This is a genomic window from Actinomadura citrea (assembly GCF_013409045.1).
GTDB classification, from domain to species: Bacteria; Actinomycetota; Actinomycetes; order Streptosporangiales; family Streptosporangiaceae; genus Spirillospora; species Spirillospora citrea.
Map to the genome: position 1 here is coordinate 7727214 of NZ_JACCBT010000001.1, position 14792 is coordinate 7742005.

Genomic DNA, 14792 nt, shown 5'->3' on the forward strand with positions numbered 1-14792 from the left:
GGTCAGCCCAGCGAGCCCGAGAACGTCGTGATCGCGTGAATCACCTGGTTGACCAGCGCGGCGGCCTTCTCCGGGTTGTTGATCGCGAAGATCGCGACCGCGATGCCGGCGAGCCACTGCGGGATGTTGCTGGACTTCTGGGGGAACATCCGAGCACTCCTCACGAAATACATCAAACGTTTGTCGTTTGGCGTTGCCCTCGATTGTGGCCGCTCCAGAGCAGATGTCAAGAGGCATCAATCGTTTGGCGTTTGACGTCTGGTCTGGTTAGGTGGGGCTAACGCAGCAGGTAGATAGCGGGTAGACAGCGAGAAGGAGCAGGTAGATGGCCACACCGGAGCGCCACGGGTTCCGCGACATCGCCGCCAAGATCCGGGAAGAAATCATCGACGGCCGGTACCCCACCGGATCCGTCCTGCCGGCCGAGCCGGAGCTTGCCGACCGCTACGGGGCGTCCCGCAGCCTGGTGAACAGGGCAATGCAGGTACTCGCGGCCGAGGGCCTTGTGCGGCCTCGGCAGGGGCGGGGCACCATGGTCACCTGGCTTCCGCCGATGCTCCACTCGCCGGCGCGCTACGACCGGGCGACCCGCGAGAACAACGGCGCCCGCGGCGCGTTCGACGCCGAGGTGCGCGCCCGGGGACTGGAACCGCAGCACGAGATCACCACCGAACGCGCCGAACCGCCGGCGGCCGTCGCCGAGGCGCTCGGCCTGCCGGCCGGCGAAGTGAACTGCCTTGTCCGGCGCCGGCGACTGCTCGCCAGCGGCATTCCCGTCCGGCTGAACGCCAGTTGGTTCCCGCTCGACATCGCCGAGGGGACCGTCCTGGAGGAAGACGGGCCGGTGATCGTCGGCGGCGTCAAGAGCGCGCTCGCCGAACTCGGCTACGCGCAGACCAGGGCGCGCGAGCAGATCATCCCGAGCCGTCTGCCCACCGACGCCGAGGCGCGCGCGCTGGAGATCAGCCCGGAGCGCACGGTCGTCGAGATCACGCATGTCGGCCTGACGGCCGAGGGCCGCGCCGTCGAGGTCACGGTCTCGGTCGCGCCCGCCCACTACGTGACGGCTCAGTACGAGTTCCCGCTTGCCTGACAACCGGAAGAGATCACACCCGATGATCACGCGCCCAGTCCAGGACCACGCCCAGGCCCTCGCCGGCAAGGGCGAGCTACCCGCCTTCGTCTACGACCTCGCCGCGCTGCGCGAGCACGCGGCCGAGGTCAAGGCCGCGCTCTCGGCGCCCGGTGCGCCGGAGATCTTCTACGCCGCAAAGGCCAACCCGGACGCCCCGATCCTGCAAGCTCTCGCCCCCTACGTCGACGGGATCGAGGTCGCGTCCGGCGGCGAGCTGGCGCACGTGCGCGAGGCACTGCCGGACGCGCGGTTGGCGTTCGGCGGCCCCGGCAAGACCGACGACGAACTACGGCTGGCCCTCGACCTCGGCGTCGAGCGCATCCACGTCGAAAGCCCCTACGAGCTGTCCCGCCTGGCCGACATCGCTGCCACGTCCGGCCGCGATGTCGATGTCCTGCTACGGGTCAACCTCGCTGGCGACCGCAGCGGCGTCGCGCTCGCCATGAGCGGCCCGTTCGGCATGGACCCCGAGCTGATCGATTCATGCACCGACATCCTGAACAACTCCCCGCAGGCGCGCCTACGCGGCATCCATGCGCACTTGGCGTCCGGCCTGGACGCGTCCGCCATGGTCGCCCAGTCCGCCGAGATCCTCGCGTGGGGCCGCGCGTGGCTCGACAGGATCGGCCACACCGGACCGCGTGAGTTCAACCTCGGCGGCGGCATGGCCGTCGACTACTCCACGCCCGGCACCCGATTCGACTGGAAGCAGTACGGCGCCGACGTCGCTGCGCTCGCCGAGCCGGGCGAAACGCTGCGCATCGAACCGGGCCGCTCCATAAGCGTCTACGCCGGGTGGTACATCACCGAGGTCCTGGACGTGAAGAAGGCACACGGCCAGTGGTACGCCGTCCTACGCGGCGGCACCATGCACATCCGCACACCAGTCACCAAGCAACACAACCACCCGCACGACGTCCTCACCCGCAACGGCGACGGCCCGGCAGTCGCCGGCGAGCCCATAACCCTCGTTGGCCAGCTCTGCACCCCGAAGGACGTCTTCGCACGCGAGGTCCCCACAGACCGCATCGCGGTAGGCGACCTAGTCGCCTTCTCCATGTCCGGCGCCTACGCCTGGAACATCTCCCACCACGACTTCCTCATGCATCCCAAACCCGCCTTCCGCTACTTGCACCCCTAGACCAAAGCTTCGGGATGTCAGCCCCTGTCCAGTTCGTCGGTCAGGGGCTTTCATCTGTGCGGAGAGGCGACCTGGCGCAGCGACATCCCTGACAGCTACAAGTCACACAACGCAGTTGCGTGGACGAGAACGATATCTCGGAACTGCTTGCATGCTCTTCACCTGTACTGGAGAATGCCACAGAACCCAACAAGGAGGTATCAATGAACAGCAATCAGCCTAAGCAACCATCCAAGGGATTCTCGGTCGCTGGAGACCGCTACCTCGGGCAACTATCAGCGCTACGTGGAGTTTCCAGAGCGATACAGGAGATGCCCGCTCTGGACCCCGAATGGTCCGAGAAGTACCGCAAGGCGATGAACCTATTCCCAGCGGACGAAGCCAAGATAATCAAAGACAAACTTAAAGAGATCAGCCAAGGCGTAGAGGCACTAACGGAGTTCGCGAAACAAAAAGGGGAGGGCGAGAATCCAGAAGTAGAGCCGATTCACTTCAATCTTCCAAGTCGAAGCATAGGCAACTTTTTCAAGAACCTTTTCACTGTGCCACTGTTCACCGGCGCCGATCACCGCAATCAGATCACTACAGGCGCCTTTCTTATGGCCGCCACCTCATCATTCGAGGCACTCCTGAGTGCAGTGGCGCGAGAGATCTACCGAAAGAATCCTTCAGCACTGCAAAGATCTGACCATGAGTTCACACTTGAAGAGCTCAACACTTACGCAACGATTGAGGATGCACGCGAAGCCCTCATTTTTCGACGCATCGAAAGTCTTTTGATGGAGAGCGTCGACAATTGGATTAAATGGATTGACAGGACGACAAACATCAAACTTCCAAACATTGTAGGAGATTGGATGGAGACTAGGGAAATATTCGCCCGAAGAAACATCATTGTCCACGCAGGAGGAGTAGCAAGCCGACGCTATATATCCGATCTAGAAAGAGCTGGCATCGATACTAAAGGTATATCAGTTGGCCAAGATATTGGCGTGGACCCACAGTATCTCGATCAGGCATTGCAACGCCTTATCGCATTCGGGCTGATACTCGTTCATTCCGTCTGGGCGCGCCTACATAAGCCTCTGGCCGACACGGCTGCTGCATGGATTTCCGATAGGCAGGAGGGGCTAATCCACCAGCAAATGTGGACGGCAACACTCCTGACTTCCCGCTACATCGAATCACTTGAGGCGAACAGGCACATAGTTCTGGATGCCAGGGTAAACGGATGGCTCGCCCACAAGAAGTTGGATGATACATCAGTCGCTACCCATGTCAGGTCCTGGGATGTAACAGGTCTTGCCAGGAAATACAGTATTGCAAAATGCCTCCTTCTCGACGATTTTGACAGGTGCAAGGAGGATATAGATGCGGAACTCAAGAATCAGGCGCTCACTCCTTACGAGATGTTCATGAATCCCCTCTTTGAGGGATATATCTCTTGGACGGATGACAGAGGGCAATCAACATCTGGAGAAGATTGACATGCCAGAGAGTCTGACGTTCTATGCTGGCTCGCCCATATCGCTGCGCCTGATCCACAGAATTGGCCGCTACATTTTCGGAGAAAAATCCGAAGACCGATAATTCATAAAGCTATTCATCGCCACCTGACAGGATGTCCTCGGAATTGCCAGACCTACTTGGCAGATAACAGGGGCCCGTCTCCGAAAAGTCCTTGCATGGCTTGGCCTCTACCAAATACTCAGCTTCCGAGGTTCGACCATCATCTGTTGGCGCTCGCATACACGAACTCTGGCATGAGGGAGCGACCTGATGATCAGCACGCGAACCCTTGGCCGCAGTCGGCCTCGGGGCCACTGCTGACCCAGATCGAGTACCGAAGTGAGCGCCAACCGAGATGAATGTATGTGGACTCCTCCGGGCAGCTGTGACGTCGTTGCCTGTCGTCGCTAGGCGGCGCCGTCCGACCGTTCCGGGTGTGGCCGGATCGAGTCCAATCACGAGACCGACTGGTGTCAGTACACGACGATACCTCCGGCGGCTTGCACAATCGGTCCTCGCTTGCTCTCTAGTTGTGATCGAGCCTACGGAGAGCAAGCGGGCCCTATCCTTTACTCTTCGCGCTTCTCGGCAGCCTTCCGGCTCTTGCGCTCTCGCTCATACCGGTTGACCGCTTCCGGAGCCCCCTCCGGGGGCCATGGCTTCCAGGCCCGCAGCTCGTAGGTCACCTGCGTAACGCCGTTCTCTTTCACGCGATGCGGGGCGATGTCCCACCCCAGAACGAAACGCAGCTCACGGAGCCTCTTCTTGGGGTCTCCCTTGTGGGTGTCCTTGGCCACTACGGTCAGCAGTTCGACTGGTGTCTGCTCTCCACGTTCCGCGAAAGCCTTGAGTAGCTCACCGATGCGCTCCCAGGGGTTGGGGCGGTTGATCGCAGCTGCCAGGACGTCGCCGTAGGGGTCCAACGTGGCGAAGAAGGCCTTCTTGCCGTTGTTGTGCCGCTCGCACAGCGGTTCAAGGTTCTCAAGGACCGTCTCCCCACCCCAGGATCGGGGCACTTTGTGGTCGATCTGGAGCTTGGCGTCCTCGGGGCCGACGCCACACATGGCGCAGAACCTGCCGTGCTTGGTGAAGACCTCCGCCTCCAGCTTGGGCGAGACGCGGTGGCCCTTGTCCGCGGCCGGCGTCGGGCTCCAGCCATCGACCCGGTAGACCCACGCACCGTCTCCCTCCCGGCGATAGGAGGTGACGGTGAAGTGGTCCCGTACCGCCCGCAGCCGACGCTGGCTTTGAACGTTGGCCTTGCCCAGCACTGCCTGGGACCGTTCGAGCCATTCAGCCATGGTCGGCGGGTCGAGCCTCCGTTCCAGCAGGAAGCGGCAGGCTTCCTCCTCCTCGCGGTTGGGGAACAGCTCGCTGATCTCGCTGCTCTGCGGGTCGGGCAGCGGCCGATCCTGCGGTGCCACGTCGGGCATGTCGTCCTCCTCGGGGGGCGGAGTAGGTGATCAAACTCTAAGGGCGGCATGCCGTCATAGCAAGTTCAGAGCACATGCCGCCTTAGGCTTTACGTAGTAAGAGATGCAGGCTGTACGGTGTATGCATCAGATTCGTTGCCGTCACCATCATGACTGTCACTGAGTCTTTCCGACGGCAACACAGTCACCGGCGGTGCCAGGCATGGCGCATCGCTCTAGGTGCCACTCCGCGCCGTGCCTACATCAGGCTCAGGTACGGCACCGCCGCTCACCGCGTCGCCCCCATGAAGCGAAGAGAGAGCCCGTCAGGCCCCACACCTCGGCACATACAGGTCGGAAGGGGTCTAGGGGCGGCCTCAGAACGCGACTCAGGGCCGCGACGTGTTCCATCTGCGTCCGCTGAGCAGTACTGCGGAGGCACCTTCCCTGGTAGGGCGCCTATTCGGTGCTGGTCTCCGGAGCCGTGTGCGCAGGTTCGAATCCTGCAGGGGGCACCTCAGACGATCACCGCAAACCCCGGTTGACCAGGCATCTTGTCTGTCGCCGGGGTTTGTTGCGTATGCAGCCATGTGCCAGCGGAAGCCGCCGTTTGTCACGCTTCCCGGAACATACGCGGAACGCGGTCGAGGCCATCCGCCCAGGTCACCCCCAAGAAAAGAGCCCCGGTGCGGAACCGGGGCTCAGACTAGCGGCGTAGCGCCGCATCCATCCGTTCGAACCAGAGACCGTCCTCCCCGTCGAGGCAGTGCGCGTAGATCCGTTGCAGGACCTCCACGCTGTGCCCGGCCCACTCGGCGACCTGGGTAGCCGGCACCCCCGAGTTGAGCCGCCACGAGACCCCGGCGTGCCGGAAGTCGTACGGCTTGCGCGCCAGCGGAGTCTTCACCTGTGCCGCCGTCAGCGCCTTGCCCCGCGCTACGTCCAGGACCCGCCACAGCGTCAAGGGGCGGCGGCGCTCAGGCCGCTGCGCGGCCCAGCGCCAGGCCGCCCGGAGCGTGCGGCGTGGGCGCCGGTCACCGGACGGCCGCGCCGGGCCACGCATCGCGCCACGCCCGCTAGCCCCGCCCCGACCGCTCACCGCAGGGGCGCGCCACCGCCCTGACGAGTCGACGCCGGAGCCTCTGAGCCCGTTTCGGCGATCAGCACCAGGGCCTGACTGTGATCGAGCGCCATTGGAGGCCGCGGGGGAGATTGCCGGAAGATCGGCTGAGCGTGCGCTACTGGGGAACCCCGTGGTTCCCCAGACCCCTCCTGGAGCCGGAGGGCACTCCCGCGCGAATCTGTCTGTCTCGGGATTCGCGCCGTTCGCGCGGGAGCACCCCCCGGACCGGTCCGTTTGTCCGTTGCGGAGCGCGGGACGACGGCAGACGGGAAGCTCGGGCAGGGCACTGCGCGCGAGAGCACACCCGGTCACCAGACTCCGAGCCGCATGACGTTCCACGAGAGACGAATGACGGGACGCGTCTGCAACCGCAACGGATCAAGGTCACCAGTCGCGAAGAGCAGGACCAGGCCTTCATACTCGTCCCGCTTCTCAACGGTGAGGCTCTCCAACCTGCGGAGCCGACCAATCGACATGGTCTCTTCGCCCGCCTCGTACATCGTCAGGTACGCCTCACCCGACGTGGGATCGAGCGAGAAGAGCACTTCACGAGTTCCTCGCCGGAGACGAAACGACTGAAGCCCGACAGGCCAAGGCATGTCCTCGAACTCCGAGAACGGTTCGTCTTCGAAGAGCCAGATCAGGTCCGCAAGGTCGGGCATCTCCATGGGACAGACGTTATAGGCAGCCGGAGAGCCCAGCAGCATGGCGAGGAGCAAGATCCGGAACATACACGGAACGGCACAAGGATCAGCAACGGAGAGCACGCGTCCGCTCGCAGGTCAGCGCCTGGATGCAACCGAGATGAGTCAGCGCCCTCCGGAGCCGTGTGCGCGTGTTCGGATCCTGCAGGGGGCACCTCAGACGACCAGCGGGTTCCTGTGCTTGAGTTGCGGAAACCGGCTCTTTTCGTTCCTGGGCCATGTGACTTCAGATGCCACTACAGGACGCCGTATGCCAAGGCGCGTGTTCCATTTGTGTTCCAGCACCTAACTGCCTAGGACGTCGTCTGTGCGTGCCTTCCACATGTGGTCGTGGCCGGGATGACCTTGGCGTAGATCTTCAGGAGCACCGTCGGCGAGTTCCAGCCGTCCCATCCCTTCCATCTACTTCCTCGCAGACTTTGTGTCGCGATTCCAATGAGGCCTTTGCCGCGCATGCCCATGCCTGTCGCGGATGAAGAGGGGCTCGCACGACGAGGAAGGGCGGGGCGGATCGTTGTGATCCGTCCCGCCCTCGGCTGGTGTCCCGGCGCCGTCAGTGACGCCGGGAGGAGTTCATCGGCGAGGATCGACCCGCGAGGTACCGGTCAGCGCCAGTGACCGTACCCGTGGCCTCCGACGAACAGGTAGCCGGATACCGAGGTGTCGCTCAGCGGGCCGTTCCCGCCGATGCCGGTCTTCGCGAGATCCCCGTCGACCTTCTTCATCAGCCGGTCGAACCTGGCCCACGCGGTGTCCTTCGTACCGGAGATGTGGACCAGGGCCGCGAGTTCCGAAGCGACCGGCCGGTAGATGGTCTTGCTCAGCACTGCCGGTCCGCCCTTGTCGATCGCGTCGACCAGCATGTACTTGTCGATCGCCAGGGACTGGGGATCGGCTTCGGTACTGCCGGGGCAGCCGGGCGCCTGGAGGAGATGGACGTCGACCCAGATGACGGCGTAGACGTCTTCCGACGTCCGCCGGGATTCCAGGGCCCGCGTCAGGGCCTCGGTGCCGGGCAGGTCCGCCAGTTCCTTCTCTTCCTTCGCGCAGACCTCGGCGTAAGTCAGCGGCCCGTTGTCGGCGATCCCGCGACTGTAGAGGCTTGCGAGCACTGCCGTCAGCGCAAAGATGAGCAGCCCGACGGTCACGCGTTGTTTGGTAAGCACGCTGGGTCCTCCGAATTTTCTTTGTTGACCGCTCTTTCTGGCGGTCGCTCTCGTTGGACCGTCGCTGGTCGGCGGCGATCGGCAATGCCCTCTCTGTCAGACTGCCGCGAGACATGGGACATGTAGGTACTTTTAGCAACAAATAGGACTGGATAGGACGAACGTCGCGGTGGCGATGACCCTCGCCGACCGGACGGCAGGCCCCGCCGCCTGCGACGCGTGCCGAAGGCCGGTGCCGTGCCGCGCACCGCAAAGCCGCCGAGCGCGGGCGAGGACGCTCCGGGACGAGGCGACTCGGCTGGAAATCCGGAATGAGAAACTGTCCGGCGATGTGTTGCGTCGGTTCTTTCTACGCCCGGGCCTGGTGGGATGTTCTCCGCGATCCGGGCGGTGGTCGAAGAGGGGGCTTGGTGGGGCTTCTGTGGATTACGAGGAGTGCTCTGTCGTCCGCCAGCCTGCCTTTTGCGTAGTCCTTCAGCTCATCATGGACGGTCGGTGCGATCTCCTCGGGAGGCAGGTGCTTCCAGGCGGCCAGGCGCTCTGCCAGTGGGAAGAAGGCGCCGGACGGGTTCCGGGTTTCGGTGACGCCGTCAGTGCACAGGAGGAGTGTGGAATCGCCTGGGAAGTCGAAGGCTGCGACGGTCCGTGGCTCGGGGCTGAGGGAGGCCAGGCCGAGTGGTAGGGATGCCTCTCCCAGGGGTACCTGGCCGGCTTCTTGCTCGGTCAGCAGGTAGGGCGGAATGTGGCCGCAGTTGATGGCCTGGGCCTTCGTTTCCGAGCCGATGTCGAGGATGAGCGCCGTGACGAAGCGTTGTTCCTCGCCTGCTTGGGCGGCGAAGGAGTTGTGCCGCCGCACCGAGTTCTCCAGGGCCTCGACGACGGCGCTGAGCGTGAGCTCGGCCAGGGCCGCTTCACGGAACGAGTTGAGCACCGCGAAGGCGGCGCTGATGGCGGGCAGGCCCTTGCCCTGGACGTCGGCGATGAGGACGCGGCTGCCGAACGGTGTCGGCAGGGCCTCGTAGACGTCGCCGCCGACCATGCTGTCCTCCTCGACCGGCTCGTACAGGCCGTGGACGACCAGTTCGTCGGTTTCGAGGGGGAACGGGCGCAGGATCTGGCGCTGCAGGGCGGCGGCCGCGGAACGGAGCCGGCTGATCTCCCTTTCCTGGCGGACGCGCCGGACCGCCTGGATGACGCTCAGGCCGTCGAGCACGAGGGCGAAAGCGATCACGCTCGTGTTGGCCGCCAGGGTGGGGAGGGGGCTGCGGATCAGTGAGCCGGCGATGACCAGGACCGTCCACACGGAGGCGACCGCGGTCTGCCGAACGGTCCCGCGGCCGGCGATCAAGGTGGGCAGGAAGACCAGGAACGGGGCCAGGCCGGTCTCCCTGTCGAGCGCGATGCCGGTGACCGCGAGGGCGGCCGTGATCCCCACCAGCCATCCCGCCAGGACTCGCCAGGTGAGGCCGCCCCGTCTCGTGACGGTGTTCCGACCGTCCGGATCCTCCGAGATGTGCATCCCCTGCCCCACCGAGAGCCGCCCCTGACGTGATCATTAGAACACGCAGCGTGAGCTTCTCCGGATGGGATGGGGGCCCGTGGCCAAGGGACGGGAGCGGGGCCTCGTTCGATGTGCGGCGGTCCGGCGTCGCGCCGCGGTGGCGACGCCGGACCGGCGCGTGGTCACTCCGCGTAGGGCTGGTCGGTTCCCTGGGCGCTGTAGCCGAGGCTCCAGATGTAGCCGTCCGGGTCGGCGAAGGTGCCGCCGTACCCGCCCCACGGCAGGGCGCCGGCGGGCTTGAGGATCGTGGCGCCGGCCTTCTCGGCCTCCGCCATGACCTCGTCGACCCGCGCCTCGCTGCGGACGACGTAGGTGAGCACCAGCCCGCTGAAGCCGCTGCCGTCCGGGCTCGTGCCCACCTGGTCGGCGAGACCTTCGCGGCCGTAGAAGCCGACGGGCGAGGCTCCGTCCGATTCGAAGAACACCGAGATGCCGTAGTCATTCTGGATCTTCCAGCCGAGCCCCTCGGTGTAGAACCGCTTGGCCCGGTCCATGTCCCGGACGCCCAGCAGGATCGAGCTCACGTGCGCCTTCATGTCTTGTCCCCTTGTGTGCGTGGTGGGTGCCGCCCGAACCGGCGACCGGTTCGGGCGGGCACCTCGGCGTGGGTGAGCCGGTCGGCCCCCTGCTTCCGCCTTGTGAGGATCACGCTACGTAGGGACCGGGGGCGGGCACTTCTCGATTCCTGATCGATCCCTGCGCGGTTCAGGAGGAGTGGAGGTCCAGGGCCGCGCGGATTATCGAGTCCGTGTCTATGCCGTGGTGGCGGTGCACGTCTTCTATGGAGCCGGACTGGCCGAAGGCGGTGACACCCAGGGTCGTGCAGGGGACGTTGTTCACGCCGGCCAGGAAGGCCAGGGTGTGGGGGTGCCCGTCCAGGACGGTGACCAGCGGGGTGGCGCGGGAGGCGGGGAACGCCTGGTCCAGGATCCAGTTCGGGGCGTCGTCCTGGCCCTGGCGGGAGCGGAGGGCCTGGAAGAGCAGGCCGGGGCTGGTCACGCAGACCACGTCCGCGCCGACGCCCGCCTGCTCCAGGCGGTCGGCGGCGGCCAGGGCCTCGGGGACGAGGGCGCCCATCGCCGCGATGGTCACGGCGGGTCGGGCGGAGCGGCGCAGCGGGTAGGCACCGGCGATCACCTGGCGGCGGCGGCGTTCGCGGGACGCCGGGTCGGCCGGGACCGCGGCGAGGGTCTGGTCGACCGGGCGGGTCGACAGGCGCAGGTAGGCGGAGCCGCCGTCGGGGCGGCCCAGGCGGGCCATGCTCGCGAGCAGCGTCCATTCGGTGTCGAGGACGAACGCGGGCTCGTAGGCGACGCAGCCCGGCTGCTCCACGCCGATCGACGGGGTGACGATGGACTGGTGGGCGCCGCCCTCGGGGGCCAGCGTGACCCCGGACGGGGTGCCGATCAGGATCGACTGGCCGCCCGCGTAGATGCCGAACGACCAGGGTTCGAGCGCGCGGCCGACGAACGGGTCGTACAGGACGCCGATGGGGAGCAGAGGACGGTTCCAGCGGCTCCAGGTGGCGCCGAGTTCGCCGAGGAGGCCGACCAGGTTGGTCTCGGCGATGCCGAGCTCGATGTGCTGGCCCGCGGGGCCTTCCCGCCAGTGCAGGATCGTCTCGCCGTCGTCGGCGAACCAGTCGCGGCGTTCGGAGGTCGACCAGACGCCGACCTTGTTCACCCAGCCGCCGAGGTTGGTGCTGGAGCTGACGTCCGGGCTCACGGTGACGACGCGGGCGGCGGCGTCGGGGGCCTCGCGGGTGAGGTCGAGGAGCAGGCGGCCGAGGGCTGCCTGGGTGGTGGCGGTGCCCTTGGGGGTGCGGCCGATGTCGTCCGGCACCGGGGGCGGTGCCTGCGGCGCGGCGGGGGGCCGGCGCAGCCGCGTCGCGGTGTCGGCGCACAGGCGGGCGGCCGCCGATCCGTCCTCGAAACGGGCCCAGGGGGCGTCCGGGTCGGCGCCCAGGCGGGGCGCGAGCTCGGCGATCTGGTCGGCGGTGAGGAGCGAGGAGTGGTTCTGCGGGTGGCCCTCGCTGGGCAGGCCGCGGCCCTTGACCGTGTACGCGAAGATCACGGTCGGCCGGGTGTCGTCGATGGCGTCGAACGCCTCCGCCAGGGTGCCGAGGTCGTGGCCGCCCAGGTTGCGGAGGGCCGCGAGGAGCGTGGCGTCGTCGAGTTCCGCGATCAGGCGGGCGACGGGCTCGCTGCCGCCGGGGAGGCGGTCGCGGAGTTCGCCGGCGTCGCAGCGCAGCAGGCGCTGGTACTCCGGGTTGGGCATCGCGTCGATGCGGGCGCGCAGGTCCTCGCCGCCGGGGCGGTCGAACAGCTCGGTGAGCAGCCGGCCGTACTTCAGCGTCAGCACCTGCCAGCCGGCGGCGGCGAACATGCCCTTCAGCCGGTGCGCGGCCAGGTACGGGACGACGCGGTCGAGGGACTGCCGGTTGAGGTCGACGATCCACACGATCTCGCCCAGCTCGGCCACGCCCGGGTCGAGGATCGCCTCCCAGACGGCGCCCTCGTCCAGTTCCGCGTCGCCGACCAGGGAGTACTGCCGGCCCGCGGGCGCCCCTTCCACGTACCGGCGGGCGACCGCGCCCCAGATCGGCGCGGTGGCCCCGATGCCCACCGATCCGGTGGAGTAGTCGACGGGGTCGGGGTCCTTGGTCCGGCTCGGGTAGCTCTGCAGCCCGCCGAACTCGCGCAGGGTCGTCAGGTACCGCTCGTCCAGCTCGCCGAGCAGGTAGTTGATCGCGTGCAGGACGGGGGAGGCGTGCGGCTTGACCGAGACGCGGTCCTGCGGCCCGAGGTGGCGGAACCACAGCGCCGTCATGATGGACGCGATCGACGCCGAGGACGCCTGGTGGCCGCCCACCTTCAGCCCGGACGGGTTGGGCCGGACGCGGTTGGCGTGGTGCACGATGGCCGTGGACAGCCACAGCACCCGCCGCTCGACCTCCTCCAGCACCCCGGAGTGCGTGGCCGTCGCCACCGGATCATTCATCGTCGGCTCCTTTGCCTCAGCGCCAGGACGGGGTCGGGCCGACGGAGATCGACGGGATCTCCGTGACGGCCTCCGCGAATGAAGCGGCCTCCCAGCCGGCCGTGACCGCTGACGGTGCCCGGCGCTCCGCCGAACGGCGGATGCGGCTACCGGTGGTCGACGGTGACCTGCCCCGCGCGGAGCCGGCCGGCCACCGCCAGGGTACGGTCCAGATCGCGCCCGAAGACCGCCGAGGTCAGCCCGTACGGGGCGCGGTTCACGGCGCGGAGGATCGCCTCGGCGTCGTCAGCGACCCGCAGCACCGGCCAAGCCCTCGTCGGACGCCCCGGCGTGCGGGTCCTGGGCCCGGCGCATCAGCCTGATGCTCGGGGGCGCTCATACCGCCGCGACCCGAACCCTGCTGAAGGGGCTGTTACCGGGTGTTCTCACTACCCGATGCCGTCGTGGCGAGGTTCAGGGAGGTGCGCACGGCGGCGGGCAGGTCGCTCAGCCGGTGGAGCGGGAGTTCCAGCAATGTGACGTCTCGCGCCCAGGGAGCGGCGTCGGCCACGACCGTGCGGGCCTGGCGCTTGGTCAGGCCGGTGTGCGCGTCGATCAGGGCGTCGCGCCAGACGTTGGCGACCTTCCCGTGCGCCCGGTCCATGATGGCGCGCACGATCCGCTGCGCCTGGTCGGCCGTGTCGGACGAGGTGCGCGCCGCCTCCACGGTCGAGCCGCGCCGGGTCAGCTCGTACACGCCCGCCAGTGCCGCGGCCTCGTCCGCGAGGTCGCCGGGAGGCTCGGCCAGGAACACCCGCACGTGCTCGGCGCGGGTGGCCAGTAGCACGCGGACCAGGGCGCCCTCCAGCCCCGGGGGCAGCGCGACGGCCGCGTGACGCACCCGCGCGGCGTACGGTTTGGCCAGCCAGGTCGTCAGCCGCACCCGCGGCACCTGTGGGAGCACCTGCTTGGGCCAGTCCCCGACCAGGACGTCCGGGCGCAGATCGGCGACGTCGTCAGGCGACGCCTGCACCCCGGTCCGGGCTTCGACGGCCTGGGGCCCCTGGGTGTAGATGGCGGTGGCGAACCGGTCGGCGCGGGCGGCGGCGGCCGGCAGGCTCTTTCCGGTCGGCCGCAGGAGGTACAGGTCGGCGCGCGAACCGATCGCCTCCGCACCGAAATAGGCGTTGAAGTCCGGGTAGACGGCCTCGCTCACGAGGTTCAGTTCCTGCAGCGCCTGCTGGACCTTCAGCGCGAGCATCGGCGTGCGGTCGCTCGCCCCGTAGGCCAGCAGGACCCGGCCCCGCCCCTGGTCACGTAGCCCCTGCACCGCCCGGGCCACGAACAGTCCGACGCCCTCCGGCGTGTACGGGGGGTCGGTCACCGCCAGATCCGCGTACTCGACGGCGGACGGGGGCAGCCCCAGCCTCAGATCCGCCCAGCGGGTGCGCACGTCCGCCCCCAGTTCGGCGGCGCACGCGTCGATGTAGGCCAGGATCCGCTCGTCGACGTCCACGACGGTGGTCTGCACGCCCGGATGGACCAGCCCGACGGCCAGCGAGGTCAGATCGTGGTCTCCCACGCACAGCAGGCGCGTGCCCGGCAGCCAGAACCGCGCCCCCAGGAGCAGCGCCCGCCGGACCACCGTCTCCGGCGTGGCCGACACGTGGTCCAGGACGTGCCGCGCCCGCGGCGCCCGCTCGATCAGCCCGGCCACACGCTCCACCACGGCGGCGTACTCGGGCAGCAGGTGCCCCACCGGGTCGGCCGGGTCGAGCGGACGGTACCCGGTGCGCAGCGACTCGGCGATCTCGCCGCCCTGCTCCGGGGTGAGGCGGAACCGGTCGCCGCCGGCGTGCTCCAGCGAGAGCCCGGCCAGCAGCGACTCCACCGAACGCCGCGGCGCGCCCGTCTCCCGGACCAGCTCGCCCAGCGTCCGCCAGCGCCGGTCCGCCAGCAGGCTCAGCGCGGTATGGATCCGCCGGGGATCCATGTCCGCCGCGACCGGCGGCCCGATCGGCACTCCCCCATCAGCCACCCGCGAATGCTACCGGCGCACGGG

At 67.4% G+C, this 14792-nt stretch carries 13 protein-coding genes; 3 read left to right on the forward strand and 10 right to left on the reverse strand.

Annotated elements, in window-relative coordinates; genetic code table 11:
- Positions 1 to 2: 2 nt before the first annotated feature.
- Positions 3 to 149, reverse strand: coding sequence for a hypothetical protein (locus BJ999_RS35430; protein WP_157419387.1), 147 nt, complete (start codon positions 147 to 149; stop codon positions 3 to 5).
- A 176-nt stretch (positions 150 to 325) separates the two neighbouring features.
- On the opposite strand from BJ999_RS35430, the gene BJ999_RS35435 reads away from it, so the two are divergent.
- The 3 genes from BJ999_RS35435 (at position 326) to BJ999_RS35445 (ending at position 3763) form a co-directional block, all read left to right on the forward strand.
- Positions 326 to 1093 carry a GntR family transcriptional regulator gene (locus BJ999_RS35435; RefSeq protein ID WP_179837297.1) on the forward strand — a complete coding sequence of 256 codons (768 nt, stop codon included), beginning with the start codon at positions 326 to 328 and terminating at the stop codon, positions 1091 to 1093.
- Positions 1094 to 1115: 22 nt separating this feature from the next.
- Positions 1116 to 2276: a type III PLP-dependent enzyme gene (locus tag BJ999_RS35440; RefSeq protein ID WP_179837298.1), complete on the forward strand. Its 1161-nt coding sequence runs from the start codon at positions 1116 to 1118 to the stop codon at positions 2274 to 2276.
- A gap of 119 nt (positions 2277 to 2395) precedes the next feature.
- On the forward strand, positions 2396 to 3763 hold the full coding sequence (locus tag BJ999_RS35445; protein WP_179837299.1) for a hypothetical protein: 1368 nt from the start codon (positions 2396 to 2398) through the stop codon (positions 3761 to 3763).
- A gap of 591 nt (positions 3764 to 4354) precedes the next feature.
- Here BJ999_RS35445 and BJ999_RS35450 read toward each other — a convergent pair.
- The 9 genes from BJ999_RS35450 to BJ999_RS35490 form a co-directional block, all read right to left on the reverse strand.
- Positions 4355 to 5218 carry an HNH endonuclease gene (locus BJ999_RS35450; RefSeq protein ID WP_179837300.1) on the reverse strand — a complete coding sequence of 288 codons (864 nt, stop codon included), beginning with the start codon at positions 5216 to 5218 and terminating at the stop codon, positions 4355 to 4357.
- 685 nt (positions 5219 to 5903) lie between these two features.
- Positions 5904 to 6260, reverse strand: coding sequence for a site-specific integrase (locus BJ999_RS35455; RefSeq protein WP_179837301.1), 357 nt, complete (start codon positions 6258 to 6260; stop codon positions 5904 to 5906).
- 368 nt (positions 6261 to 6628) lie between these two features.
- Positions 6629 to 6988 carry a hypothetical protein gene (locus BJ999_RS35460; protein WP_132054035.1) on the reverse strand — a complete coding sequence of 120 codons (360 nt, stop codon included), beginning with the start codon at positions 6986 to 6988 and terminating at the stop codon, positions 6629 to 6631.
- A gap of 641 nt (positions 6989 to 7629) precedes the next feature.
- Complete coding sequence (locus BJ999_RS35465; protein WP_179837302.1) at positions 7630 to 8172, reverse strand: hypothetical protein; 543 nt, start codon at positions 8170 to 8172, stop codon at positions 7630 to 7632.
- Positions 8173 to 8539: 367 nt separating this feature from the next.
- Positions 8540 to 9709: a PP2C family protein-serine/threonine phosphatase gene (locus tag BJ999_RS35470; RefSeq protein WP_179837303.1), complete on the reverse strand. Its 1170-nt coding sequence runs from the start codon at positions 9707 to 9709 to the stop codon at positions 8540 to 8542.
- Between the two features lie 164 nt (positions 9710 to 9873).
- Positions 9874 to 10287: a VOC family protein gene (locus BJ999_RS35475; RefSeq protein WP_179837304.1), complete on the reverse strand. Its 414-nt coding sequence runs from the start codon at positions 10285 to 10287 to the stop codon at positions 9874 to 9876.
- 169 nt (positions 10288 to 10456) lie between these two features.
- On the reverse strand, positions 10457 to 12751 hold the full coding sequence (locus BJ999_RS35480) for a transketolase-like TK C-terminal-containing protein (RefSeq protein WP_179837305.1): 2295 nt from the start codon (positions 12749 to 12751) through the stop codon (positions 10457 to 10459).
- 146 nt (positions 12752 to 12897) lie between these two features.
- Positions 12898 to 13053, reverse strand: a complete 156-nt coding sequence (locus tag BJ999_RS35485) for an aldehyde dehydrogenase family protein (RefSeq protein WP_179837306.1) — start codon at positions 13051 to 13053, stop codon at positions 12898 to 12900.
- A 110-nt stretch (positions 13054 to 13163) separates the two neighbouring features.
- Entirely contained in the window at positions 13164 to 14768 is a 1605-nt protein-coding gene (locus tag BJ999_RS35490; RefSeq protein WP_229809980.1) for a bis-aminopropyl spermidine synthase family protein, read from the reverse strand.
- Positions 14769 to 14792: the final 24 nt, after the last annotated feature.